Here is a 24,379-nt window from a genome sequence, read left to right as displayed (position 1 = left end):
GTCTCACCGTCGGTGTGGGTCTTCGACCCCGTCGACTGGCCGGACGACGACTGCGTTGCGGTGGGCGCCGACCTCTCCCGCCCACCGTCGTCGAGGCCTACCGCCGCGGGGCGTTCCCGATGCCGCACGGCTCGGGTTGTCTGTGGTGGTCGCCGATGGAGCGCGGGGTGCTGGTCCCGTCACAGATCAAGGTGAGTCGGTCGTTGCGCCGTTCCATGCGGAGCTTCACCGTGACGGTCGACGAGTCGTTCGAGGAGGTCATCGATGCCTGCGCCGATCCGAGCCGCCCGGGATGGTGGATCGATGCGCCGATCCGTGAGGCGTATGTACGCCTGCATCGGCTGGGCTGGGGCGCACTTGGTCGAGACCGAGATGCCGACGGCCAGCTCGTCGGCGGGCTGTACGGATTGAGCATTGGTGCTCTGTTTGCAGGCGAATCGATGTTTCACCGGGCCACCGACGCCTCCAGGTCGTGCTGGTCGCGCTGGCCGAAGATCGCTTCGGCGACGCAGGGTCTGATCGACACCCAGTGGAGCACGCTGCACCTGGGGGAGCCCTGGGGGTCGAGCAGCGGCCGTGCGCCAACGCTACCTGGGTGTCCTCGAGACGCTTGTCGACCGGCCTCCACCTGTGATCTGGCCCTGACATCAGGTGGAATCTTCGCCCTTCGACGCCGGGCGCCGACAAAATCGTTGCGAAGGAGTCCCTAGACTGGACAGCGAAAACATCACCACTCACTAGGCTTTTGGTGGCTATCTCACGCAATCGATCCTCGTCGCCGCCCTCGTCTTCGAAGGCCGGCACCAGCAAGGCCGAAGCCGACGCGGTTCTTTCGTCCTTCACAGCGAGATCCTTCTTGATTCACTTCGCCAGGGGCGAGCAAGGTCGATCCCCGGATTCTCTCCGTTCGAGCGCGTGCACGGTGCTGCGCGCACGGGCCGCAACCCCTCGACCGGCGAAACATCTTACATCCCCGCCGGCTTCGGCGTCAAGGTAAGCGTTCGGCTCGCGCCTCGAAGGCTGCCGCCAAGTAGGTCAGCACCCAGTAGTTCAGTACTCAGACAGCAGCGCCACCAGGCCTCGGCCCGGTGGCGCTGTTGCGTGTGCGCTGGCTGATCGCGCGAGTGCGGTGGCCCGTCAGCGCGCGATCGGCAGGCCAGCCTCTTCCCAGGCCTCCATGCCACCGGCAACGTTCGTGGCGTCGAATCCCTGGCCTCTGGAAGCCACTGCGTGGCCCGCGCCGAACTCCGCCGAGATGGCAGATGACGAGCGTCGGCTTTTGTGGGTCGAGCTCGGCCAGGCGGGCCGGCCGCTCGCCCAACGGGATGTGGATCGCGCCCTCGATGCGCCCGGCGGCCCATTCGTGAGGTTCACGCACGTCGAGCACGGGGGTGGCGTCGGTCAAGGGCTGCGGGACGCCTTGGACCTCGATGGTCGGGGATGTGTGTGTCGGGACATGATCCCATCGTCTCCTGAGTCGGTTTGTTGCTTGCGGAGGGAGGCTGGCGAAAAAAACTGGCGTGTGACCCCCTCGTATAGTTACTTTGGACCATAGACAAGCCGTCACGGCGCACCGCCGGCGGCTTTCTTCACGCCAAAGTCCCAAGGTGGTGAACGAAGTGAAGAACCGAGATGTCATCAGTCTTCCCTTCGTGATGTCGACCCCTGGGGTGGCGCGCACTCGTCCGGCGGCCTTCCTGACCGTGCATCGCGCGTCGTCGGTCGTCATCGACGACGCCTTGATCGTGATCAGCGAGATGATCGCGAATGCCGTGCGGCACGGCGAGCCCAACTCGGCTGGCGCGATCGAGATCTCGTGCGCCATCAACGGCGACCTGCTCGCTCAGCGTCCAGGATGCCGGCGTCGGCGGCTCGCTCGAACCGATCGACTTCGACGAAGACTCGCTCAGCGGCCGGGGACTGTCGATCATCAACCGGGTTGCTGACCGTTGGTGGGTCGACATGTCGGCCGGAACCCGGGTCAACGCCGAGCTCGGTCTCACTCCCCACTGACTGTGCACCGCGGTCACGACGACACTCGCCCGTCATGGGCAAGAAGTCGCGAATCAAGACCAAGGCCGCCAAGAAGGAACGCATGCCGTTCGTGGCGCGCACCTTCGAAGGGCTCCCGGGAGAGGCTGACTGGATCGCTCTGCGCGAGTTCGTGCCGTCGGCCTCCGGCACGATCACCCTGAAGACGGGTGAGACGGTCCGGATCTGCTCGTTGCTGCCAGGCAACGGTGCCGGTATCCGTCGACCTGACGGCGAGATCTGGGTCGGCCTGCAGGTCGCGCACAACTTCGGCGACATCAGTCGCGATCTGGCTCATGTCATCGAGCTGGCTCTGGAGACCGAGCCCGGCAACCCGGTCAAGATCACTGATCCGGGCGTCGGGTCCCCGCGTCCAGGACCTGATCGATCCGGCCAGCGGCTTCGACGTGGAGGTGCACGACGGCTTCGACTACTGGCTCGAAGGCGTCGAGACTGACGGCGACACTGCCGAGATGCTCGAGGAAGCCAATGACACGATCGACCCGACGGTGCAGCTGTCGTCGGTCGAGGGTGCCTACTGGACCGAGATGGGTCCGCAGCGGTTCCTGCGATGGATCATGACGGTCGACGAGACCGAGCTGCTCGATGCGCTGGCCCGCTTGCGTGCGGCCGACGAGGACACCCTCGGTGAGGGCACCGAGCTCATCGGGCACTTCCGGGCACACGGCCTGCTGGTGCCGGTGTGGGAGTTCTCGCACGATGCGGCCGACCTCGAGCAGCCGGCGGTCGAGTTCAAGGCTCGTCTCGATGCGGCCCTGGCCGACGACAGTCCGCTGACGTCGGAGCAGCGTTCGGCTCGCGGTGCGTTGATCAGCCGCCAGGTCTCGGTCTGAGCTCTCTGACGTAGGGGTGTCACGTCTGGCACCCCTGCGTCGTCTGAGGGGTGAGCGGCGCATCGGCGTCGCAGGACTGGAGATCCTCATGCCCCGTATCCCCGCCGTCGCACCTCAGGACGCCTCCTTGCTGGTCAAGGTCGGCTACAAGATCGCGGGCCGGCGTTTCGGCGTCGTGCCTGAGCCGTTCACGGTTCTGGCCCACCATCCGAAGCTGTTCCTGGCCTCCGCCCGGCACGAGCTGGCGGTGGAGAAGGCGACCCGTGTCGTGCCGTCGTCGTTGATCCAGCTCGCGGTCTATCGCACGGCGTGGACGGTCGGCTGCTCGTGGTGCGTCGACTTCGGCGCGATGCTGCAGCGGCTCGACGGGCTGGATGTCGAACGACTTCGCGAGATCGGCGACTTCGAGACATCGGATGCGTTCACCGACGCTGAACGCGACGTCCTCCGCTACGCCGACGCGATGACGTCGACGCCGATGACCGTCACCGACGATCAGGTCGCGGCGCTCGTCCGGACGTACGGTGATGCGGGTGTCGTCGAGCTGACCTACCAGATCGCTCTCGAGAACCAGCGTGCACGGATGAACCACGCCCTCGGCATCGTCGACCAGGGGTTCAGCTCGGGTGATTCCTGTCGGGTCCCGTGGGCGGTGGAGGCCATTCAGGAAGCCTGACACCGCCGAGCTTCTCGGGATTGGCGATGTCGTACGTGGCCCAGACCAGGCCGTCGCGCACCGTGAAACCAGCGACCCGCGGCGGCGAGCTGAGCCGTGTGGTCTCGCCGGTGAAGCCCGTGGTCATCAGGCCGAGCTGGCCGTTGACGAGCACCGGGAGCAGGCGATCGAGCGCCGCTGCGCCGTAGCGCCGCATCAGACCCAGGTAGAACCTGGCGAACTTCTCGGGTCCGCGGATCACGTTGACGGCGGTGCTGGTCGTGCCGTTGGCGTCGCCGATCACGAGCGCGTCGGGGTGCAGAGTCGCCAGGATCGCCGCCAGGTCACCTGCGGCCATCGCAGCGAGGAACCGCCCGACCGCCTCGTTGTGCACGTCATCGCTCACGGGCGGCGGTGGATTCGCGACGGTGGCGCGTGCCCGGGAGGCGAGCTTGCGCGCATGGGCCGCGGTGATGTCGAGGGTCGTGGCGATCTCGTCGAACGGCACGCCGAAGGCATCGTGCAGGACGAAGGCGACGCGCTGCGCCGGCGCGAGGGCATCGAGCACGATGAGTGCTGCCAAGCGGTTCTCGTCGTGCGTGATCACCGCTGAGAGCGGATCGGCTGCATCTGGGTCGAATGACGTCACGATCGGCTCGGGCAGCCACTGTCCGACGTACGTCTCGCGGCGGGCGGCCGCCGAGGTCAACCGGTCGAGGCACAGCCGGCTGACGGTCGTGGTGAGCCAGGCCTGGAGGTTGCGGATCTCGTCGGACCCGCCCGGCGAGGTGGCGCGGTCGAGGCGCAGCCAGGCCTCCTGCACGGCGTCCTCCGCGTCGGCGACGCTGCCGGTCAACCGGTAGGCGACGTTGAGCAGCCGAGGACGTTCGGACTCGAACCGGGCGAGCAGATCAGCGTCCACGGCTCAGTCGCGATCGATCGGGCACGACATGCACCGCGGCCCGCCACGGCCCGAGCCGAGCTGGTCGCCGCTGATCGCGATGACCTCGATCCCGTGGGCCTCGAGCCGGGCGTTGGTCTGCTCGTTGCGCTGCGTACGCCACCGCGAGCCGTGCCCCGATCGCGAGCGTGTTGTTGCCGTCGTCCCACTGCTCGCGCTCGGCCGTGACGGGGTCGAGGCCAGTGTCGATCTGGTGGAGGGTGTCGATGCCCATGGCCTCGGCGGCTGCCGAGAAGAACGACCGTGGTGGCGCGACGACGAGGCCGTCGTCCGATCGGGTCGCAGCGAAGGCCTGCAGCGTGTCGGCCATGTTGGGGTAGATCACGACGGTGTCGACGTCGACCATCGTCACGATCGTGTCGAGGTGCATCGTGGCGCGGTCCTGGGCGATCGGGACAGCCAGGACGGTGTGGGCGAGACCGTCAGCAAGGACCGTGCCGGCGAACCGTTCGAAGCCCGCCGGGGTCGTGCGCTCGCCCACGCCGACGGCGATGACGCCCGGCGCGAGCTCGAGCACGTCGCCACCTTCGAGGTGCTCCAGCTCGGGGCCGTGCATGATCGGCGTCCCGGCGAAGCGAGGGTGGTGCGCGTAGATCAGACCGGTCAGCTGGGTCTCTCGCACGCGCGCGGGCATCGCGAGGCTCGTGACCGCGACCCGGTCGCGCAGCCACACCGAGGAGTCACGGGTGAACAGCAGGTTCGGCAACGGGTCGATCAAGAAGTCTTCGGCGCCGAGCAGACCGGTGACGATCGACCTGAACCCGGTGACCTCGTCATTGCGCAGACCTGCCGTGAGCACCTGCGCGAGCCGTGCAGGATGGAGGTCGGCGAGCGAGCGACGCAGGTACGTGCGGAGGCTGTCGCCGAGCCGCAGGCTGCTGGTCGTGGCGTCGATGACCGAGGCGCGGGCATCGGGCCGCGAGGGTCTCGGTCAGGAGGTCGGCGAGGTACAGCACCTCGACGTCGTGATCGCGCAAAGCCTGCGCGAAGGCGTCGTGCTCGTTCTGGGCGCGACCGACCCACGGGATCCCGTCGAACAGCAAGCTGATCGTTGTTGCGCGGTGTCAGCCTGGCGAGCTCAGGACCGGGACGGTGCAACATGACCGTGCGCAGTCGGCCGACTTCACTGTCCGCTCCAAGGGGCATGACTCACCCGTCACCATTCCGGGACGTCATCCCCGCCGTTTGTGCATCAGCACTGCGAGGATGACGTCCCGGGAAGGTTCGATCAGGGCGCGGGCGGAACTGGGAATCCTGCGGCCTGGACGTCGAAGGGCGTCGGCGTCTTCTTGACGGTGGTCACCTTGATGACCTTCTGGGTGGCGACCCGCTTCTTGTAGGTGGCCTTGGCCGAAGCCTTCTTCTTGTCGTACGCCTTCTTGGCGGCGGCCTTCTTGCTCTTGTTGCTGCCAGCCTTCTTCAGCGCCTTCTCGTAGGACTTCTTGGCCGAGGCCAGCGCCTGGCTGTACTTCTTCTTGGCCGACTTCAGCTGGGCCTTGGTCTTCGGCGTCTTGACCGTCTTGGTCGTGGTGATCTTGGTGCTGGTCGTCGCGTTGCCGGTGGCCGAGAAAGCAAGATCGGCCTGGTCGAACGGCGGACTGGGGTTCGCGGTGCTGATGGAGAAAGAACGCCCGGGCGTCACGTAGGCGTCACCGGAGAGTGCATAGCCTTCGTCGAGGCCGTCGTGAGCTTGGCAGTACCGGAGAGGGTCGCGGACGAACCGGTGGCCGCGAGCGCACCGAAGAAGCAGTACCGTCCGGACATCTCGGCCGATGGCGACCCGCCGATCATGGAAAGAATCGAGGACGGATCGGCGATCATCGACATGACGAGCAAGCCGTCCGCAGAGTCGCCTGGCGCGACCGGAAGTCCGACGGAGGCGAACACGACTTCCTTGTCATGGTTGACCGAGCAGGCACGGTTCGCAAGCACCCGCAGGGCCCGGTTCGTGGCAGGTGACGCGGCGTAGGGATTGCCTCCTGAGACGGCCGGGTCATCACGCACCATGTCGAGGGCATGAAGGATCTGGGAACGGCTGATGTCGGACGCTGCGGCCGACGCAGGCACGGCAAGCGCCGCCGAGGCGAGCGCGAGCGACGCGAGGGCGATGAGGGATCGGGACATGACAGACGTACGCATGAATCTCCTGGAAGCTGGGCCTGCTGGCGAGTGCCTTCATTATGGGCGACAGGTTGTTCAGGTGTGGTCGTTTTGGCACATCTGCAAACTGGCCGAAGCCGTGACGCGTGACCCGGCTTCTCACTATGTTGCGGCATGAGTGCCGTGGTGACAAGCCGTCAGAAATCAGCGGGTCGCTGGCGAGTCGCGGACGGTGCCGGTGTCGGTAGCGACCGAGGTCACGGCGGCGAAGAAGCCTCCCTCGGCCAAGGCTCAGCGCAAGCAGCTGCTGCGCGTGCACCGGATTGCCAAGAAGTCGTCGAACTACACGTCGTGGCGCCGGATCACGGCCAAGAAGAATCCTCGCGCGGTGTTCTACGGCGTGGGAAAGCCGACCAATAAGGTCCGTCAGGCTATTCGGGTCGCTCGCAAGAAGACCGGTCTGAAGATCTTGTGGAACTCCAAGGCTCGACACACTCGGTCTGAGCTACGGGCTGCTGGCAAGATCGTGCGGCGCGACAAGCAGGTCGCCTTCACGGGCATCTTCCTGCCCCGGGGCTGCCTGGACATCATCTTCTGGGACGGCGACCTGTCGTCGTTGTCGCCGTCCGAGCTTAGGAGCACTACGGCCTGGACGTCTGCGTCAGAGCCGTGATGCTGGCTGAGCCCACGTGACTGTCTGACCTTGAGAGCTTCGGTGTGGCCAGTGTCGCGCCAAGGGATTTACGCACAAGCCGTCGCACCTGCGTACGCTCGTCACGTGGACTGGAATGACTACGACGCAGCCCTGTTCGATCTCGACGGTGTCATCACACCGACCGCCGAGGTTCACATGCGGGCCTGGGACCAGATGTTCAACGACTTCCTGCGCGAGCGCGGTGTCGCTGAGCCGTACACCTCTGACGACTACTTCACGTACGTCGACGGCAAGCCGCGCTATGACGGCGTCCGATCGTTCCTCGCCTCGCGCGACATCACGCTGCCCGACGGCGACGCCTCCGATGCGGCGACGGCGCAGACCGTCGCCGGACTCGGCAACCGCAAGAACGACGACTTCGAGCAGATCCTGGCCGACGAGGGCGTCAAGCCCTACCCGGGTTCTGTCGCGCTCGTGAAGGCGCTGGCCGAGCGCGGCACCACGATGGCGATCGTGTCGAGCTCGCGCAATGCTGCTGCCGTCCTGCGTGCGGCCGGAGTGGCCGACTACTTCCCGGTCGTCGTGAGCGGGAAAGAGGCCGCCGAGCGCGGACTCGCGGGCAAGCCCGCCCCTGACACGTTCCTCGACGCCGCGGACCAGCTCGGCGTCTCGAAGGAACGAGCCGTCGTGTTCGAAGATGCGCTGTCCGGCGTGCAGGCGGGCGCTGCCGGCGACTTCGGTCTCGTCATCGGCGTCGACAGAGGCGTCGGCGCGGACGCCTTGATGGAGCACGGCGCAGATGTCGTGATCGCCGACCTCGCGGAGGTCGTCGCATGAGCGAGCGCCAGCGAGTGAATCAGGCGGCGGCACTCGTGCCGTCACCTTCCCACCATTCCTCCTCCATCGAGGTGACGGCATCAGCCCCTCGCACATCGCACCGGAGATCCAGGACTTCCTCGACCGGTCGCGCTATCCCGTCGACGAGTGGGCGCTGGTCGAGAACCACATCGACAACGACGACCTCGGCGCGACCGAGACGCTGTTCTCGGTCGGCAACGGCTATCTCGGTCTGCGTGGCAACGTCGACGAGGGCCGCGACTCGTTCTCGCACGGCACGTTCATCAACGGCTTCCACGAGACCTGGCCGATCCAGCATGCCGAGGAGGCCTTCGGCTTCGCCCGGGTGGGTCAGACGATCGTCAACGCACCCGACGCCAAGGTCATCCGGCTCTACATCGACGACGAACCGCTGCTGCTGCCGATCGCCGACCTGGTGGAGTACGAGCGTCGGCTCGACTTCCGCACCGGCGTGATGTCGCGTGACATCTTGTGGCGCACGCCCGGCGGCAAGCGGGTGCAGATCAGGTCGCGGCGGATGGTCTCGTTCACCCAGCGTCACCTGATGGTGCTGACGTTCGAGGTCACGATGCTCGACGATCACGCGCCGATCGCGATCTCGTCGCAGATCCTGAATCGTCAGGACGGCGAGGACGAGTATCACGTCCGGTCCAAGTCGATGGGTGAAGGCGTCGACCCTCGCAAGGCCGGTCAGCTGCGCCACCGGGTGCTGATCCCACAGAGCAACTCGGGTGAGTCCGAGTCGGGACGGGTCTCGCTGGGCTACCAGTGCGCCGAGAGCGGCATGACGATCGGCGTCGCAGCCGAGCACCTGATGGAGACGGCCAACAACTTCACGCAGCGTGTGCAGACCGGTGACGACCTCGCGAAGGTCACCTACCGGATCGATGCGCAGCCGGGTGAGCCCATCACATTGACCAAGCTCGTCAGCTATCACACGTCCCGTGGAGTCCCGTCGCGTGAGCTGATCGACCGTTGTCGACGCACGATCGACCGCGCCCTCGACGCCGGGATCGAGCAGCAGTTCGACGACCAGCGCACGTGGATGGACGACTTCTGGGCTCGCTCTGACGTCGAGATCACGGGTCAGCCGAAGGTGCAGCAGGCGACGCGGTGGAACCTCTTCCAGATCGCACAGGCCGCAGCACGCGCCGAGGGCACCGGTATTCCGGCGAAGGGCGTGACCGGCTCGGGCTACGGCGGTCACTACTTCTGGGACACCGAGGTCTACGTCCTGCCGTTCCTGACCTACACGACCCCGCGTGCGGCCCGCAACGCTCTGCGTTTCCGCTACACCTTGCTCGATGCGGCTCGTATGCGTGCAGAGCAGCTGGCCCAGCACGGCGCCCTGTTCCCGTGGCGCACGATCAACGGCGAGGAGGCGTCGGCCTACTACGCGGCCGGCACCGCGCAGTACCACATCGACGCCGACATCTCGTACGCGTTCAGCCAGTACCTCGCCGCCACCGGTGACACGGACTTCCTGACCCGAGAAGGTATCGACATCCTGGTCGAGACGGCCCGGATGTGGGTCGACCTCGGCTTCTGGCGCAACGAGGCCGACGGCACGTTCCACATCCATGGCGTGACCGGGCCCGACGAGTACACGACCGTCGTCAACGACAATCTCTTCACGAACGTCATGGCGCGCTTCAACCTGCGCCGGGCTGCTCAGGCCGTGCGTGGAGCTGGCCGAGCGCGACGGGGTCATGTACGACCAGGTCGTGGGTCGGCTCGAGCTCGACGACTCCGAGGTCGCGGACTGGGAACGGGCCGCCGACGACATGGCGATCCCGTACGACGAGCACCTCGGCGTCCATCCCCAGGATCAGCACTTCCTGGAGCGGGAGGTGTGGGACCTGGCCAACACGCCGCTCGACAAGCGTCCGCTGCTGCTCAACTACCACCCGTTGGTGATCTACCGGTTCCAGGTGCTGAAGCAGGCCGATGTCGTGCTGGCGTTGTTCCTGCAGGGCGATCACTTCACGCCCGAGGAGAAGCGCGCCGACTTCGAGTACTACGACCCGATCACGACGGGCGACTCGACGCTCTCGGCGGTCGTGCAGTCGATCATGGCGGCCGAGGTCGGCTACCACGACCTCGCGCTGCGCTACTTCTTGTCGGCGCTGTTCGTCGACCTGGCCGACCGGCACCACAACACGTCCGACGGAGTGCATGTCGCCTCGACGGGCGGCGTGTGGAGCGCATTGGTCAGCGGCTTCGGCGGATTCCGCGACCACGGCGGCCGGTTCACGCTCGATCCGCGGCTGCCCGAGACGTGGGAGTGCCTGACGTTCCGGCTGACCCTGCTGGGCACGCGGGTCAAGGTCACGGTGTGCCAGGACCATGTCGACCTCGAGGTCGAGCACGGTGACGAGGCCACGTTGGTCGTCCGAGGTCAGGAGATCACGGTGCGTGCGCAGGAGCCGGTGACGATTCCGCTGGAGGGCCACGGTCCCCGGCTGGAAGGTGAGCCCGAGCCGGTCCCGGGTCGTCGTCGCGCCGACGGCACGATCATCGCCGCGATCGTCCCCGGTACCTAGCCCCCTCGTCCCCGCTGAGGAGGTACTTACCGCCCTGCGGCGAGGCGGTTGCCGCCCCTGCCCAGGACGACAACCACCTCCTCGGCGGGCGGTAAGTACCTCGTGGCGGGGCGACAACTACCTCGTCAGGGGTGGGGGGTGGGGTCAGCGGGCTTTGGGCCACTTGGTCTTGGTGACGATCTTCTTCCAGGGGCCGTTCGGGACGTTCTTGGCCTCGACGAAGCGCCAGTTGACCTTGTCGTTCTGGCCGTTGAGGCTCGAGAAGCGCAGGCAGCTGTTGAGCGCCGGAGAGACGTCCATGCCGGCGTTGTTGTAGCGCTTGCTGGCCGGACGGGCGTTCTTCTTGCCGAACACGTACTTGGCGTTGTGGTACTCACCGGGGCCGGCGTCCTGGATCTGTCCGTAGCAAACTTTGCCCTTGCGGGAGATGCGCACCCAGCGATCCTTCATGAGGCTGACCCGGCCGTCCTTGATGTACGGCTTGTACTTCGCGTCCTTGGCCCACGGCAGGTGGCGGCCGCGGTTGCGGAAGCCGGTGCGATCGTTCAGGTCGTCATAGGGCAGGTCGAGGTAGAACGGGTTCTGCTTCGGCTTCATGGTGCGTGGGAAGTAGCCGTTGCTGGCCAGCCGCTTCTCGGTCTTGCAGACGCGCTTGACGATGCGGCCGTCGCAGCCTCCGTAGTTGCGGTACCAGTGATCGTCATAGGTCGAGATCATCTGGCTGCCATCAGCTGCGTCGGGGTCGAAGACCTCGCCGACCCAGAACGTCGTCGCGACGATCCCGGTGTGAAGGGGGTACGTCCGGCCCTTGGCCTCGGCGGGTGCGGTGACGGATGCAACAGCCGCCGAGCAGGCAAGAACGAAGGCGGCCACCAGGGCCAGGCTCCGCAATGATTTTTTCGTGGGCATTCAGGAACCGTAGGCACGGCTTTTCCCCGGTCATACCACCCCTGGCGGGTGATGTGACCTAACTCACGGCAATTTCTGCACGAATCACGGTTTGTTCGTGTGCGTCACCACCTTCGTCCATGGCCCCTGTGGTACGTCGATGTCGTCGACGAACCGCCAGTCGACCCGATCGTCCTGCCCGTTCAGCTCGCTGAATCCCAGGCAGCCGTTGATCGCCGGAGAGACGTCGAGCCCCGCATTGTTGAACTTGTGATTGGCCGGACGGCGGTCGTCGTCACCGAACACGTACGCCGCGTCGGTGTACTGCCCGGGACCCGCGTCCTCGATCTGTCCGAAGCACGTGCGGTCGCCGCGGCGCAGCTCGACCCACCGGTCCTTCATGAGGCTGACCGACTGGTCGTCCACGACGTCGGCATAGCGCGCGTCTTGCGCCCACGGGATGACCTGGGCTCGGAATGCGAAGCCCACCAAGTTGTTGAGGTCGTCGTACGGCAGGTCGAGGTAGAACGGATTCTGCTGCGGCACCATGCTGCTGGGGAACCAGTCGTTGGCACCCGTGCGAGGCTCGGTGCGGCAGACGCCGTCCACGACGATCCCATCGCAACCTCCGTAGTTGTCGAACCAGTTGTCGTCGTACGTCGAGATGACCTGGCTCCCGTCAGGGGCGGTGGGGTCGAACAAGCCGCCGACCCAGAACGTCGTGGCCACGATCGACGTGTGCCAGGGATAGCTGCGGCTCACGAGGTCACCCGACCGTCCCCCACCACAAGGGAGACAGTGGTGGAGGACGGCGATCGTGAGGGCCAGTGCTGCTACGAGGCAGCCGGCCAGCGCGAGCCGGCGGGAGGGGCGAACCCTCACCCGCCGGCGACATCGGACTCGGTGGCCTGCGGCTCGGCGACCTTGCTGACCTGCGGGGCGACCGCGGGGGTCGGCAACGGATCGGTCACCGGGTCGGGGGCGCCGACGCTGTCGTACAGCGCCGAGTCATCCGTGGTCAGCGTGCCGTTTCCGAAGACGTTGAGGCCGAAGCTGATCCCGGTCATGCCGGCGGGGATCTCCGGAGTCGTCCAGGTCGCCTGCGTGAACGTGGGCGACGCGGCGAACCACGGGCTCGACGTCCAGTACGCCCAGACTCCTGCCGAGTTCCGCAGGTAGATCGCGAACTGGGTGACACCGGTCGACGTGTACCACTGGCGCATCGAGTAGGTATGTCCTGCCGCGACGCTCGGCGAGCAGCCGCCGAGGTCGAACTGGGGCAACCACTTGGCGTCGCCGTCTGTGTAGCCGGACATCGTGACCCGACCCGCACGGTCACCTGAACGGCCCGGAGTCGCGAGGTCGAGCACGGCGGTGTTGGCGCCGTAGCCGCCCTTCATCCAGCACTGGGGCGTCCCGTCGGAGTTCAGGGTCTCCATGCCGGGGTTCACGACGCCGTTGACACCGGGTCCGGCCGGGGTCGCGACAGGCCCGGTGACTGCGGGGGCGACAGCGCCGCCGATCGTGTCACCAACAGTCTTGACGACCGTGTTGCGCAAGATGCCGCGCAGCGACAGCCACAGGGCGAACTGCTCCAGCGTCGTCGGCGTCACGTTCAGCTCGCACTTGGCCGATGCGGCGCACACGTTGTGGAAGGTGAACTGCACCCAACCGCCCGTGCGTTCGGCCCGGGTGACGGCGCCCTGCAGGTCGCTGAGCTTCCACGTCGACTCCACCTGCGGCAGGGCTTCGGTGGCATAGGGATCGGTCGGCGGAAGCGTCGCAGCGGGCGGGCAGCCGACACACTCGGGATCGCCGGGGATGCCGAGGTCGCCGAGGGCTCGCGCACTGTTGTAGCCGCAGTCCTTGACCGCAGTCTCTACGGCGGGGGAGACGCTCGCGAACGGGTACGCGAAGCTCCGCACCGCGAAGCCCTTGCCGAGCAGCGCCGCTCGGTCGTTGCAGACCTGACGCTTGACCTCGTCGATCGGCAGGTTGGTCAGGTCTGGATGGCTCAGGGAGTGCCCGCCGATCTCCTGGCCGTTGGCCTTGAGCGTGGCCAGGTTGGCATCGGTCAGGTAGCCGGGGGCGCCGACGAACCCGGAGTTGATGAAGAACGTGCCTTTCAACCCGTAGCGCTTGAGGATCGTGGCGGCAGACATCTGGTTGGCGTTGCCGTCGTCGAAGGTCAGGCTGACGGTGGTGGCCCGGCCGATGGCGGCCTCGGCAGGAGCCACGGCGAGGCCGCTGGCTATCGCAGCAGGAAGGATCAGCGCGAGCAACGCGGCGAGTCGCGCGATGCGGGTCAGTCCAGCAGGGGGGTGGGACATGACGAACTCCAGTCTTATTCGACGGTGACGGACTTGGCGAGATTGCGGGGCTTGTCGACATCGCGCCCGAGCGCGACGGCGAGCCGACGGGCGAACACCTGCATCGCGACGACGGACCCGATAGGTCCGCACCATCCGATGCTCGTGACGCCGTGCGGATCAGCAGGCAGTCCGAGTGCCGGGATGTCCGACCCGGGACCGCCGATGCGGATGACGTGGGCGCCGCGCGCCTGGACCTCCGCGATGTTGGAGTCGAGCCGGCCGGCGACGTCGTCGACGACGATGACCGGGGTGCCGAGCTCGACGAGTGCGAGCGGACCGTGCTTGAGCTCTCCGGCGGGATAGCTTTCGGCCCACCGGTAGGTCAGCTCCTCCGCTCGAGCGCGCCTTCGTCGGCGAACACCTGCCCGCAGCCGCGGCCGAGGAAGATGAAGCCGCGGGCGGCGAGGTTGGCGTCGACATGAGGAGGCACGGCGCGCTTGGACGCACCGATGGCCAGGGCCAGCAGGTCGGGGACGTTCGCGAGCTCCCCGGCGTAGCGACGGGCCCGTCGGGGCGAGATGCGGCCGTGGGCTGCGAGCATCGACAGTGCGAGGCACGCGCCGGTCATGACCTGCGCGACGAACGTCTTGGTCGCGGCGACGCCGATCTCGACGCCGGCATGGCAGCACATCACGGCATCGGCCCGGCGGCCGAGCGCCGAGTGCGCGTTGTTGGTGATCGCGAGCAGCGGAGCGCCGCCCCGGGTCAGGTGCTCGATGGCTCTCAGCACGTCGGCGGTCTCACCGGACTGGCTGAGCGCGATCACGAGCGAGCCGGGCTCGACGATCGTGGACGCCGCCTCGCTGGCCACGACCCAGTGGTGGGGCATGCCGCCGATCTGGCTGAGGATCGAGCCGATCGCTCGCCCAGCGTTCAGCGAGGTGCCGCACGCCACGATCACAACCCGTTCGACGTCTGGCAGCCCGAACGACCGCCACAGCTCGGGGTCGCCGGCGGCACCGCCCCAGGCCTGGACGACCCGGTCGGCGACATCGGGTTGCTCGTCGATCTCCTTCGACATGAAGTCGGGGTGCTGGCCGAGGGAGATCTCGGCGGCGGCCACGGTGCACGGGATCGTCGCCGGGGCGTCGATCGTGACGCCGTGCCGGCTCCAGTGCGGAGCCGCGCCGATCGTCACGACGTCGCCGTCCTCGAGCACCCGGAACTCGGTGATCCAGGGGGCGATCGCCGAGACGTCGCTGGCGACGAAGCTGCCTGCCATGGAGTGCGCGACGACCAAGGGTGAGTGGTGGGCCGCGACGACGATCTGGTGGGTCAGGGCGTCGAGGGCGACGATCGCCCAGGAGCCCTCCAGCCGTCCGACGGTCGCCTGGACGGCGGCGTGCAGGTCGTCGTCCACGAGGTGCTCCTCGACCAGGTGGGCGATCACCTCGCTGTCGACGGCGGTGTTGAACCGGTGACCCCGGGCGATCAGCTCGGTGGTCAGTGCGGCCGCGTTGTGGACGATGCCGTTGTGCGCGATGACGATGCGCTCGCTGCAGTCGATGTGCGGGTGGGCATTGCGCTCGGACACCTCACCGTGGGTGGCCCACCGGCTGTGGCCGATCCCGACCCCGCCCGTCGTCATCACGCCGAAGTCGGGCAAGCGGTTCAACAGGTCGCCGACCCGGTTGACCGTGCGCAACGTGTGCACCCGACCGTCCGGGTCGGCGACTGCTATGCCGACAGAGTCATATCCTCGGTACTCGAGTCGTCCCAGGGCCTCGGCGAGGAACGGCGCTGCCGGCAGATCGGTGTCACACGCGACGATGCCGCACATCACGCACCTTGCCGATCCAAGGCAGGCATCGTGCGGACCTGCGCTTCGGTCGAGAGGTGGGCGGCGATCGATGTGATCATGGCGTCGAGCGGTGTCGAGGGCACGAAGCCCACGAGCGCGCCCGCACTGGTGTTGTCGGGGACCCGGCGCCGCATGTCTTCGTAGCCGGGTGCGTACGCCTCTCGAGTACGGCACGAGGGTCACCGGGCTGGAGCTGCCGGTCACCGCGATGATGCGGTCGGCAAGGTCCAGCATGCTGATCTCCTCTGCGCCACCGAGGTTGTACGCATTGCCGTACGACCTCGGATCCTCGGCGAGGTCGATGATCGACGGCACGACGTCGAGGACGTACGAGAAGCAGCGGGTCTGCTGTCCGTCGCCGTAGACCGTCAACGGTTCCTCGCGCAGGGCCTGGCCGACGAGGCGGGGGACCACCATGCCGTAGTGGCCGACCTGACGGGGTCCGACGGTGTTGAACAGGCGGATGATCGTGACGGGCAGGCCCAGCTCGCACCAGTACGCGTGGGCGAAGGCCTCGTCGATGCCCTTGGCAGCGGCATAGCCCCAGCGGGAGAGCAGCGTCGAACCGAGGATCCGGTCAGCCGACTCGTGCAGCGCGTCGGAGGTGTTCTTGCCGTAGACCTCGCTCGTGGAGGCCAGCAGCATCGGCACTCCTCGGCGGTGCGCCTCGGCGAGCACGGTCTCGGTGCCGTGGATGTTGGTCCGCAGCGATGCGAGCGGCGATCCGACGATCAGGTTGACTCCGACGGCAGCGGCCAGGTGGTAGACCCGGCTGGCCGACCGCATCGCACGACGTACCGCCTGCGGGTCGGTGACCGAGCCGATCTGGACCGTGAGCCCCGGGTGGCCTCGCAGCCGGTCCAGGTTGCTGATGCGTCCGGTCGACAGGTCGTCGAGCACGACGACGTCATGTCCTTGGCTCAGCAGCTCCTCGACGAGGTGGCTGCCGATGAACCCGGCGCCGCCCGTGACGACGATGCGTCCGTCGTCCCCGTGCGCGCTCACAGCGTCACTCCGCGTTCGCTGAGATCGGCCTGGTAGGTCGCATCGACCATGAGCTGATCGATCGGCATCCAGCCGAGGTCCTGGGCCGCGTGTGCGGTGTGGAGCAGCACCAGGTGGGGGGCGGAAGGACTTCGGTCCGCGATCGAGTGCAGCTGTTCGCCTTCCCCGATCCGCACGCTGGGAACATGTGGATCGACGTAGGCGACCGACGCCCCCGCCTCCCTCAGCTGTTGCAGGATGTCGAGCGCGGAGACTCTCGTACGTCGGCCACGTTGGGCTTGTACGAGACTCCGACGACCAGGACCCGGCTGCCGGCCAGCGACATGCTGTCGGCGGCGAGCAGGTCGCGCATCCGATCGACGACCCGGCGGGGTCGGCTGGCGATCTGCTGCATCGCCTCGGTGACCAGGGGGGCCTCGACCCGGCTCTTGGCGCAGCTGCCACAGCAGGTAGTGCGGATCGCACGGGATGCAGTGGCCGCCGACGCCAGGACCGGGCCGGAAGGCCATGTAGCCGTACGGCTTGGTCGCGGCGGCGTCGATGACCTCGGATACGTCGACGTCGAGGGTCAGGCAGATGTCCGCAAACTCATTGATGAGGGCGATGTTGACGGCGCGAAACGTGTTCTCCAAGAAGCTTGGTCATCTCGGCCGTCGCGAGCGACTTGACCGGATGCACGTGGCTTGCGTACGACGCCAGCAGCTCGACGGCACGGTGCTCGCAGGCTGCGGTCGCTCCGCCGACGACGCGGGGGACGGCGTCCTGGGTGACCGCGACGCTGCCGGGATCGATCCGTTCGGCGCTGAACGCGACGAACACGTCCTCGCCGACCGACAGGCCGTGCCGGGCGAGCGGATGCACCAGCAGGTCCTGCGTGCATCCGACGTACGTCGTCGAGGTCAGCATCAGCAGCTGACCGGGGGTCGCAGCCGCGACGACGGTCGCGCAGGCTGACCGGAGCGGCCCGAGATCGGGCATCAGGAACTCGTCGACCGGCGTCGGGACGCAGATGATGACCGACCGGGCGGTCCGCAGCCGCGAGGCGTCGAGCGTCAGCTCGAAGCGGTCGTCGGCGAGGGCCTCGTCGAGCCTGGCCGCATCTGCGGGCACCAGGTCGACCGCCCCGGCGGTGATCGCACCGAGACGGTCGGGGGACGCTTCGAGCGCGAGGACTCGGAGGCCGGCTCCGTGGTACTCGAGCGCCGTGGGCAGTCCCACGTAGCCGAGGCCGACGATCGCGACGTCGTAGTCGAAGCTGGGCGGTGGTGTCGGCGCGGGGGTGGGGGCTTCATCGGGGACACGTTGGATGCGAGCGTTCAGCTGGGTCGGCGCTCCTGGGGCGTGCTTGGTGTTCATCGGATCTCCCTGTGCTGGTCGTGTTCGAGTCGTGTTCGAGCACGCGACGACTGCGGCAGCAGTGTCGTGGTGCCTGCGAACGTGGGGGGCTTGCAGGGGTCTGGCATCGGGTGATCGTGGAAGTGACTCGCCGTGACGAGTGGTCACCCGAACGTCACTTTCGTCCGAGTGAAATGGGGGGTCAACCAGAATGGAAAGAGAGTGCGGAGACCGCATGCGGACCGTGCGGACACCCGCATCGGCCTTGGCGGAACGGTGTGGTCAGATGCGGACAGGCTGTTGACACAGCGCCGTAAAGTGACGATCACGACGGTGGTTCCGGCCCAGCGATACCGCAGTCGTGTGGAGGTCGCTGTGTGGTTCGTCATCCTGACGTTCTTGCTGATGATCGGCGTCACGACCCTGTGGTGGTCGTCGATCGGGCTGCTGCGTCTCGTCTCCACCGACCGCAGAAGCGCGCGTCATCTCGTCGGACGACCGCTCGGTCCTGACGACGTCGCGATCCTGGTCGCGGCCCGCAACGAGGAGATGGTGATCGAGGCGACGATCCGCTCGGCGTGCCAGCCGTCCTCGCCGCGACAGGTCTTCATCGTGTCGGACGCGTCGACCGACCGCACCGCCGAGATCGCCAGGTCGTACGGCGCGCGGGTCATGGAGCTCGTGACCAACCGCGGCAAGGCAGGCGCGATCGTGGCTGGTCTGCGGCACTTCGACATCGCCCGTCGGTTCCGGGTCGTGATGCTGCTCGATGCCGACAGCCGTCCGGCGGACGACTACCTCGTCACGGGGCTGCCGCTGTTCCAGCGCCCTGGCGTCGTGGCGGTGGCGGGGCGGGCCACGACCCTGCACGACAGCGGGCAGAGCTGGCGCGGACGCATCCTGACGTCCTACCGGGAGCGGACGTACGTCGCGGTCCAGACGCTGCACAAGTTCGGCCAGGCCGCGTCGCGCGCCAATGCGGTCGCGATCGTGCCGGGCTTCGCCAGCATGTACCGCACCGAGATCCTCGAGCACGTCGACATCGCTGCGCCGGGTCTGGCGATCGAGGACTACAACATGACGTTCGAGATCCACGCCAAACGGTTGGGGCGGGTGGCTTTCGACCCCCGGGCGGCGCGCGCGTACACGCAGGATCCCGACAGCCTCCACGAGTACGTCAAGCAGATGAGCCGGTGGAGCCTTGGCTTCTGGCAGACGGTCCTGCGGCACAGGCTGCAGTTCCAGGTCTTCTGGATCGCGCTGGTGCTGTTCTCGATCGAGGTGTTCGTCAGCAGCATCCTGCTGGTCGTCATGGTGCCGGTCCTGGTCGGCGACCAGCTCCGAGAGCTCGCTGGTCATGGCCGGGGTGACCGAGCTGGAGCAGTTCGCCTTGCCCTTCCCGTCGCTCGCCCTGCTGCTCGGCGTGCTGCTGCCCGACCTGATCCTCACGCTCTACGTCGTGCTGACGTCGCGTCAGCTGCACTTCCTGTGGATGGCACCGGTGTTCCCGGTGCTCCGCATCGTCGATGCGTACGTGTGCCTGCGGGCCCTGTTCAGGGCGTTGCGGCGCTCGTCCAACGGTGTGTGGGCCAGTCCGACCCCGGCGGGTCGAGTCAGGCGTGGTGGCCCGACCGGGGCCCGTTCATGAGGGCGACAGCTTAGCGCGTGAGTGGATGCCGAGGGTCCGGTAGATCCGGGTCAGGCGCAGCTGGACGGTGCGCACCGACAGGTGCAGCGAGTCGGCGATGTCGCGGTTGCGCTCGCCCTCGGAGACCCGGCGGGCGATGTCACGTTCTTCCGTGGTCAGCTGATCCAGGGGCTGGGTCGTGTTCATGACGCCTCGATGGACCGGCAGGTGCCGGGCCCAGGCGTCGGCACCGGCCTGCTCGAAGGCCGAGAGCGCTGAGGTAGGGTGCGGCGGGCCTCGGGGGCCCGGCCAGGGTCGTGAGCCGGTTGGCGTAGGCGAGCTGGGGCGTCGAGCTTGTATGGAGAGTCGTCGGGGCCGAACTCCTTGATCGCGGCGGCGAACAGCTCGGGGCCTCGTCCTCGGCCAGCATCGCGACGATCCGCAGGTGGGCGAGCGTGCCCCACCGGGTGTGGTGCGTCGTGAGACGGCGTTCGAGGGCGCGTCGGGCGGCGCCAGCCTCCTGCAGGCGGCCGGTCAGCAGACATGCCTCGACGTAGTCGGGCCAGTGTCGCAGCAGGCCCGGGTTGCGGAACAGCACCGACATCGACGTCACCTGGCGCAGGTCGGTCACGACGGCTTCGGGCTCGTTGCGCAGCAGGCCGATGGTTCCGCGCAGCGCCAGGGCGCGGGCCCGTGTGCTCTGGCTGACCTCGCGCGATGCCTGGAACACCGCAGCCTCGATGTGCTCGAGGGCAGTGTCGAAGTCGCCGCGCGAGTACGAGAGCCAAGCACGCATCACGTGGTTCTCCGACGACGCCAACATGGCCCGGGGTGCGACGGTCATCCAGGTCTGGATGGCCTCTCGGGCCAGGTGGAGCTCGCCGGCCCCGACCTCGTTGCCGATCATCCCGAACGTCGCGAGATTGCGCCACAGTGGAGCCCAGCTACGGGTGGTTCAGCACGATCGTGAACGTGCGGCGCGCCTCGGCATAGCGTTCTCTCCACGTGAAGGCTCGCCCGCGGAGCAGGAGCAGGTCAGGCGGCAGGCTGGTCTCGTGCGGTCCCACAGCGTCGAGCGGGTCGTCGGGCCGAGCGGGCACCCCGTCGAGCGCGTCGAGCGCCGACTGCAGCATCGCCAGCTTGTGGCGGGTGACGTCGTTGACCTGGCCGTCGAGCTCGATCGCGGGGGCAAGCAGCGCACGCGCCTGGTCGACCTCCCAGCGTTCGGCCCGGTGGATCGCGGCGAGCGACAGGAGGTTGCCGGCGGCATCGTGATTCGCGGCGGCATGGATGCTGACCAGGGTGTGGGCCTCGTCATCGGGCATGCGGCGGGCGCTCAGCAGCCGGGCACTGGCCCGCAGCATCGCGAGACGCAGGTGCTCGTGCGGCGACGCCGCCGAGGGGAGGGCCCGGCCGCTGTACCGCTCCGAGAGGTCGAGCTCGCCGGCCCGCAGCAGGCGTGAGGCTCAGATCGGCGACCCGGGCGCTGTGTCGCGACAGGTCGTGGGCTCGGCCCAGAGATTTCTCGGCCAGCTCGATGGCCTCGTCGATGCGGTGGTGCGAGACGGCTGAGCCGATGCTTCCAGCAGCTCATCTGTCTTGGACGGGTCGGTCAGGCCGCTGCTGCGGCACCAGACCGCCAGGTGCGGGTCGAATGGCTCGGTGAGCTCGGCCAGCTCGGCCAGCCGTTCTCGCCTGGTGCGAGAGGCCAGACCCCAGTGCAGGTGCATGCGGACGCGTGGATCGACGACTGACACGTAGGCGCCATGCACGCGGACGAAGGCGAGGTCGGCCAGGTCGTCCAGCAGGTCGGCAGACTCGGGCGTCAGCTGTCGTAGGGCGGCAACGTGGGTGGCCGGCGACAGCGCGATGGTCTGCAGCAGCGTGGTCTGCCCCTCGTCGAGGTCGCGGATCTGGGCCGTCGCGATCGCGTCGACCGTGGGGGTGGAGCGGGGCGGCAGGGTCAGCCAGTCGACGCCGGGCCGCTGATAGGGCTCGATCTCGGTGAGCAGCTCGGCCAGCACCAGCGGGTTGCCGTGCACGTAACGGGTCAGGATCTGCAACGTCGACAGCCAGGCGCTGGGAGCGAGCTGCACGGCGAGGTCGATCGTGGCTGACCGGCTCAACGGCTTGAGGCTGACGGTCGGCATCGACTTGAGAGGGCTGCGGGTGGGGTCGACTTGGCGGTGGCCACGATGCGCACATTGGTGCCGGCGAGGTGCCCGGACAGGATCGAGATCAGTGACTGGCTGAGCGGGTCCATCTCGTCGATGTCGTCGATGAACACGACCGTGGGTCGCAGGTGGAGTCCCTGGATGAGCTCCGCGAGGTCCTGGGCGGCGGCGAACAGGCGATCGGGCCGGTCCGAGCGCAGCACCAGGTGGTGGCCGAATGCGGCCTGGTGCTCGCCGCGCAGGGCGTCGAAGAAGGCGGCGAAGCCGGACAGCTCGAACGATGCCTCGGCGGGGCGGCCGTAGACGAAGGCAGTGTGCACCGTCTCGCTGGCCGCCGTGGAGGCCTGGGTCAGGAGGTGGGACTTGCCGAGCCCGGGTTCACCCAAGATCAGCAGGGCAGACTCGGAAGTGGCAGCGACCAACGCTGCCACTCGTGTCAGTCCTGCATGTTGGTTGAGATTCTCCATTCGGACGCTCCCGATCCTGACCTCCCGGTGAGTGGGTAGTTGCGGCGTGAGCGTGCGGTGCCACAGCGAGATTCACCAGGTGTCTACCCACCGGTATAGCAGGTGAAACCGTCGAGCGAACCTTGAATAAATACTTTGCCGTGCCGGGGACACCCCCACGAGACGGCGGCGACGACCTGTCTGTGGAAAAGTGGTCCTCGGGAAGGGGAGCCATGATCACCGTGACGTGGAAGACCGCTGAGGGCGAGAGCGGCGAAGTGCAGCTGGTTGGCGACGACAAGTGGACATTCGGTCGGGCCGACGGATCGGAGACCCCGACGGTCAGCGTGGACCACCCGCTGATCAGCCGGTCTGCGCTCGTGATCCGCGACGCGGGCCCCGGTCCCGTCGTGTTCCGCGGCCAGCGTGACAACGGAGCGAAGGTGGCGCTGATCAGCGTCATCGGATCGGTCACCCTGATCGACGAGGGCACGGCGAGCAACCTGTCGGCGGAGGAGAACCGGGTCGAGCTGTCGATGGACGGCGAGGTCCTGGTGACGGTCGACATCGCGTTCGACGACCGCGGCACGGTCGTGGAGCGGCAGCAGGCTGACGACGCCTAGCCAGGTGTCGCGGCGGTAGTCTCCGAACATGTCGTTTGCGTTCGGGCTGCCCAAGGCGGAGCTGCACGTCCATCATGTCGGTTCTGCGTCCCAGCGCACTGTCTCCGAGCTGGCCGCTCGGTACGAAGGCGATTCGCCGGTGCCGGCCGATCCGGGCTGCTGGCCGACTACTTCAGGTTCACCGACTTCGGTCACTTCATCGAGGTCTACCTGTCGGTCGTCGACCTGATCCGCACGCCTGAGGACGTGTGGACGCTGACGCACGAGGTCGCACGTGACCTGGCGGCGCAGAACGTCCGGTACGCCGAGGTGACGTTGACGCCCTACACGTCGATCGTGCGGGGGATCGCGGCGGAGGCCTTCTGCGAGTCGGTCGAGGATGCCCGGCAGCGGGCCCTGCGTGATTTCGGCATCGAGCTGCGGTGGTGCTTCGACATTCCTGGCGAGTCGGGCCTCCCGGCGGCGGAGGTCACTCTCGACGCCGCCCTACGGGTGCGTCCTGAGGGCCTGGTGAGCTTCGGGCTCGGCGGACCCGAGATCGGTGTGCCGCGGCCCCAGTTCGCGCCCTACTTCGAGCAGGCGATCGCGGCGGGGCTCCGCAGCGTCCCGCACTCGGGCGAGTCGACCGGACCTGAGTCGATCTGGGATGCCATCAACTTCTTGGGCGCCGAGCGGATCGGGCACGGCATCGCCGCGGCGCAGGATCCAGCGCTCATGGCCTATCTGGCAGAGCACCAGATCGCGTTGGAGATCAGTCCGACGTCGAATGTGTGCACACGGTCCGTGCCGTCCTTGGCCGAGCACCCCCTGGCCGCCTTGGTCGCTGCTGGAGTGCCGGTCTCGATCAACTCCGACGACCCACCGATGTTCTCGACGACCCTGAGCCACGAGTACGACGTCGCTCGCGCGCTGCTGGGACTCGACGATGCCGGGGTGGCCGAGCCCGCTCGCGCTGCGGTGCGCCAGTCGTTCGCGTCCGCTGAGCTGAAGACCTCGATCCTCGCCGAGATCGACGCGTACGCCCAGTCCTGATCACTGCCGGGGGTCGACGCGTCCATCAGCACATGGTTATCTATAACCAAGAAGTTATATAAAGGAATGGTCATGAGTGAAGAGCAGCTCGATCTCGTGTTCGGGGCACTGGCCGACCGCACCCGGCGTGCGATCCTCGCCCGCCTCGCACAGGACGATGCGAGCGTCGGCGACCTGACGGCGTTGTTCACGATGTCGCAGCCCGCCATCTCCAAGCACCTGAAGGTGCTGGAGAACGCAGGTCTGATCTCGCGCAACCGTCAAGGCACGATGCGGCTCAGTCGGCTCGAGGGCGCACCGCTGAAAGATGCGACCAGCTGGCTCGCCGACTACCGGGGCTACTGGTCCGAGAGCTTACGACCGCCTCGACGAGCTGCTCGACTCGCTCGACTGACCAGTCCGCCCACCAACCAGGACGA

The 24,379-nt window shown here is 67.5% G+C and carries 26 protein-coding genes and 4 pseudogenes; 12 read left to right on the top strand and 18 right to left on the bottom strand.

The window, feature by feature from the left end; all coding sequences use genetic code 11:
- Positions 1-14: 14 nt before the first annotated feature.
- Together ACHMWU_RS25610 and ACHMWU_RS25605 are read left to right on the top strand one after the other, a co-directional pair.
- Complete coding sequence (locus tag ACHMWU_RS25610; RefSeq protein ID WP_396048290.1) at positions 15-710, top strand: leucyl/phenylalanyl-tRNA--protein transferase; 696 nt, start codon at positions 15-17, stop codon at positions 708-710.
- 58 nt (positions 711-768) lie between these two features.
- On the top strand, positions 769-1,116 hold the full coding sequence (locus tag ACHMWU_RS25605; RefSeq protein ID WP_396049218.1) for an HU family DNA-binding protein: 348 nt from the start codon (positions 769-771) through the stop codon (positions 1,114-1,116).
- Here the strand turns inward: ACHMWU_RS25605 and ACHMWU_RS25600 are convergent.
- Complete coding sequence (locus ACHMWU_RS25600) at positions 1,058-1,405, bottom strand: rhodanese-like domain-containing protein (protein WP_396048288.1); 348 nt, start codon at positions 1,403-1,405, stop codon at positions 1,058-1,060. The two genes, ACHMWU_RS25605 and ACHMWU_RS25600, sit on opposite strands and share 59 nt — an antisense overlap.
- A gap of 362 nt (positions 1,406-1,767) precedes the next feature.
- Between ACHMWU_RS25600 and ACHMWU_RS25595 the strand changes: the two genes are divergently transcribed.
- The 3 genes and pseudogenes from ACHMWU_RS25595 (at position 1,768) to ACHMWU_RS25585 (ending at position 3,561) form a co-directional block, all read left to right on the top strand.
- Entirely contained in the window at positions 1,768-2,013 is a 246-nt protein-coding gene (locus ACHMWU_RS25595) for a hypothetical protein (protein ID WP_396048286.1), read from the top strand.
- Positions 2,014-2,047: 34 nt separating this feature from the next.
- A pseudogene (locus tag ACHMWU_RS25590) lies at positions 2,048-2,885 on the top strand (DUF5926 family protein).
- Positions 2,886-2,973: 88 nt separating this feature from the next.
- Positions 2,974-3,561, top strand: a complete 588-nt coding sequence (locus ACHMWU_RS25585) for a carboxymuconolactone decarboxylase family protein (protein ID WP_396048283.1) — start codon at positions 2,974-2,976, stop codon at positions 3,559-3,561.
- Here ACHMWU_RS25585 and ACHMWU_RS25580 read toward each other — a convergent pair.
- From ACHMWU_RS25580 to ACHMWU_RS25555, 6 genes and pseudogenes are all read right to left on the bottom strand, one after another.
- Positions 3,503-4,462 carry a sigma-70 family RNA polymerase sigma factor gene (locus ACHMWU_RS25580; protein ID WP_396048281.1) on the bottom strand — a complete coding sequence of 320 codons (960 nt, stop codon included), beginning with the start codon at positions 4,460-4,462 and terminating at the stop codon, positions 3,503-3,505. The two genes, ACHMWU_RS25585 and ACHMWU_RS25580, sit on opposite strands and share 59 nt — an antisense overlap.
- 3 nt (positions 4,463-4,465) lie before the next feature.
- A complete protein-coding gene (locus ACHMWU_RS25575) occupies positions 4,466-4,537 on the bottom strand; it encodes an arginine deiminase family protein (protein ID WP_396049217.1) in 72 nt (23 codons plus the stop codon).
- Positions 4,538-4,655: 118 nt separating this feature from the next.
- Positions 4,656-5,300: pseudogene (locus ACHMWU_RS25570) on the bottom strand (arginine deiminase family protein); the annotation flags it as partial.
- Positions 5,275-5,544: an arginine deiminase family protein gene (locus ACHMWU_RS25565; RefSeq protein WP_396048279.1), complete on the bottom strand. Its 270-nt coding sequence runs from the start codon at positions 5,542-5,544 to the stop codon at positions 5,275-5,277. The gene ACHMWU_RS25565 and the pseudogene ACHMWU_RS25570, both read right to left, overlap by 26 nt.
- Before the next feature lie 185 nt (positions 5,545-5,729).
- Positions 5,730-6,143 carry a hypothetical protein gene (locus tag ACHMWU_RS25560; RefSeq protein WP_396048277.1) on the bottom strand — a complete coding sequence of 138 codons (414 nt, stop codon included), beginning with the start codon at positions 6,141-6,143 and terminating at the stop codon, positions 5,730-5,732.
- Positions 6,140-6,625, bottom strand: a complete 486-nt coding sequence (locus tag ACHMWU_RS25555) for a hypothetical protein (RefSeq protein WP_396048275.1) — start codon at positions 6,623-6,625, stop codon at positions 6,140-6,142. Before ACHMWU_RS25555 ends, ACHMWU_RS25560 begins: the two co-directional genes overlap by 4 nt.
- Before the next feature lie 208 nt (positions 6,626-6,833).
- Between ACHMWU_RS25555 and ACHMWU_RS25550 the strand changes: the two genes are divergently transcribed.
- The 3 genes and pseudogenes from ACHMWU_RS25550 (at position 6,834) to ACHMWU_RS25540 (ending at position 10,657) form a co-directional block, all read left to right on the top strand.
- On the top strand, positions 6,834-7,274 hold the full coding sequence (locus ACHMWU_RS25550) for a hypothetical protein (RefSeq protein ID WP_396048273.1): 441 nt from the start codon (positions 6,834-6,836) through the stop codon (positions 7,272-7,274).
- 105 nt (positions 7,275-7,379) lie between these two features.
- Positions 7,380-8,093: an HAD family hydrolase gene (locus ACHMWU_RS25545; protein ID WP_396048271.1), complete on the top strand. Its 714-nt coding sequence runs from the start codon at positions 7,380-7,382 to the stop codon at positions 8,091-8,093.
- A gap of 94 nt (positions 8,094-8,187) precedes the next feature.
- A pseudogene (locus ACHMWU_RS25540) lies at positions 8,188-10,657 on the top strand (glycoside hydrolase family 65 protein).
- A 144-nt stretch (positions 10,658-10,801) separates the two neighbouring features.
- On the opposite strand, the gene ACHMWU_RS25535 reads toward ACHMWU_RS25540, so the two are convergent.
- The 6 genes from ACHMWU_RS25535 to ACHMWU_RS25510 form a co-directional block, all read right to left on the bottom strand.
- Positions 10,802-11,530, bottom strand: a complete 729-nt coding sequence (locus ACHMWU_RS25535; protein ID WP_396048269.1) for a hypothetical protein — start codon at positions 11,528-11,530, stop codon at positions 10,802-10,804.
- Between the two features lie 120 nt (positions 11,531-11,650).
- On the bottom strand, positions 11,651-12,307 hold the full coding sequence (locus tag ACHMWU_RS25530; protein ID WP_396048267.1) for a hypothetical protein: 657 nt from the start codon (positions 12,305-12,307) through the stop codon (positions 11,651-11,653).
- 116 nt (positions 12,308-12,423) lie between these two features.
- Positions 12,424-13,875 carry a polysaccharide deacetylase family protein gene (locus ACHMWU_RS25525; RefSeq protein ID WP_396048265.1) on the bottom strand — a complete coding sequence of 484 codons (1,452 nt, stop codon included), beginning with the start codon at positions 13,873-13,875 and terminating at the stop codon, positions 12,424-12,426.
- Positions 13,876-14,239: 364 nt separating this feature from the next.
- Positions 14,240-16,723 (bottom strand): isomerizing glutamine--fructose-6-phosphate transaminase, encoded by a 2,484-nt coding sequence (locus tag ACHMWU_RS25520; RefSeq protein WP_396048263.1) that lies wholly within the window; start codon positions 16,721-16,723, stop codon positions 14,240-14,242.
- Positions 16,720-17,355, bottom strand: a complete 636-nt coding sequence (locus ACHMWU_RS25515; protein ID WP_396048261.1) for a hypothetical protein — start codon at positions 17,353-17,355, stop codon at positions 16,720-16,722. Before ACHMWU_RS25515 ends, ACHMWU_RS25520 begins: the two co-directional genes overlap by 4 nt.
- On the bottom strand, positions 17,312-18,079 hold the full coding sequence (locus ACHMWU_RS25510; RefSeq protein WP_396048259.1) for a hypothetical protein: 768 nt from the start codon (positions 18,077-18,079) through the stop codon (positions 17,312-17,314). The genes ACHMWU_RS25515 and ACHMWU_RS25510 overlap by 44 nt, the downstream gene beginning before the upstream one ends.
- Before the next feature lie 354 nt (positions 18,080-18,433).
- Between ACHMWU_RS25510 and ACHMWU_RS25505 the strand changes: the two genes are divergently transcribed.
- Positions 18,434-19,720: a glycosyltransferase family 2 protein gene (locus tag ACHMWU_RS25505; RefSeq protein WP_396048257.1), complete on the top strand. Its 1,287-nt coding sequence runs from the start codon at positions 18,434-18,436 to the stop codon at positions 19,718-19,720.
- On the opposite strand, the gene ACHMWU_RS25500 is transcribed toward ACHMWU_RS25505, so the two are convergent.
- From ACHMWU_RS25500 to ACHMWU_RS25480, 5 genes are all read right to left on the bottom strand, one after another.
- Positions 19,701-19,892, bottom strand: coding sequence for a response regulator transcription factor (locus ACHMWU_RS25500; protein WP_396048254.1), 192 nt, complete (start codon positions 19,890-19,892; stop codon positions 19,701-19,703). The two genes, ACHMWU_RS25505 and ACHMWU_RS25500, sit on opposite strands and share 20 nt — an antisense overlap.
- Complete coding sequence (locus ACHMWU_RS25495) at positions 19,846-20,592, bottom strand: hypothetical protein (RefSeq protein WP_396048252.1); 747 nt, start codon at positions 20,590-20,592, stop codon at positions 19,846-19,848. Before ACHMWU_RS25495 ends, ACHMWU_RS25500 begins: the two co-directional genes overlap by 47 nt.
- A 37-nt stretch (positions 20,593-20,629) precedes the next feature.
- A complete protein-coding gene (locus tag ACHMWU_RS25490) occupies positions 20,630-21,049 on the bottom strand; it encodes a hypothetical protein (protein ID WP_396048250.1) in 420 nt (139 codons plus the stop codon).
- 102 nt (positions 21,050-21,151) lie between these two features.
- Positions 21,152-21,835, bottom strand: coding sequence for a hypothetical protein (locus tag ACHMWU_RS25485; protein ID WP_396048248.1), 684 nt, complete (start codon positions 21,833-21,835; stop codon positions 21,152-21,154).
- Positions 21,808-22,281, bottom strand: coding sequence for an ATP-binding protein (locus ACHMWU_RS25480; protein WP_396048246.1), 474 nt, complete (start codon positions 22,279-22,281; stop codon positions 21,808-21,810). The genes ACHMWU_RS25485 and ACHMWU_RS25480 overlap by 28 nt, the downstream gene beginning before the upstream one ends.
- A gap of 257 nt (positions 22,282-22,538) precedes the next feature.
- On the opposite strand from ACHMWU_RS25480, the gene ACHMWU_RS25475 reads away from it, so the two are divergent.
- The 3 genes and pseudogenes from ACHMWU_RS25475 to ACHMWU_RS25465 form a co-directional block, all read left to right on the top strand.
- Positions 22,539-22,928 carry a hypothetical protein gene (locus ACHMWU_RS25475; protein ID WP_396048244.1) on the top strand — a complete coding sequence of 130 codons (390 nt, stop codon included), beginning with the start codon at positions 22,539-22,541 and terminating at the stop codon, positions 22,926-22,928.
- 156 nt (positions 22,929-23,084) lie between these two features.
- Positions 23,085-23,960, top strand: a complete 876-nt coding sequence (add, locus tag ACHMWU_RS25470; protein WP_396049216.1) for an adenosine deaminase — start codon at positions 23,085-23,087, stop codon at positions 23,958-23,960.
- A gap of 66 nt (positions 23,961-24,026) precedes the next feature.
- A pseudogene (locus ACHMWU_RS25465) lies at positions 24,027-24,209 on the top strand (ArsR/SmtB family transcription factor); the annotation flags it as partial.
- Between the last annotated feature and the right edge of the window lie 170 nt (positions 24,210-24,379).

The sequence above is a fragment of the Aeromicrobium sp. UC242_57 genome, from assembly GCF_044452305.1.
Classification (GTDB): domain Bacteria; phylum Actinomycetota; class Actinomycetes; order Propionibacteriales; family Nocardioidaceae; genus Aeromicrobium.
This window is presented reverse-complemented; position numbering and strand designations above follow the sequence as displayed.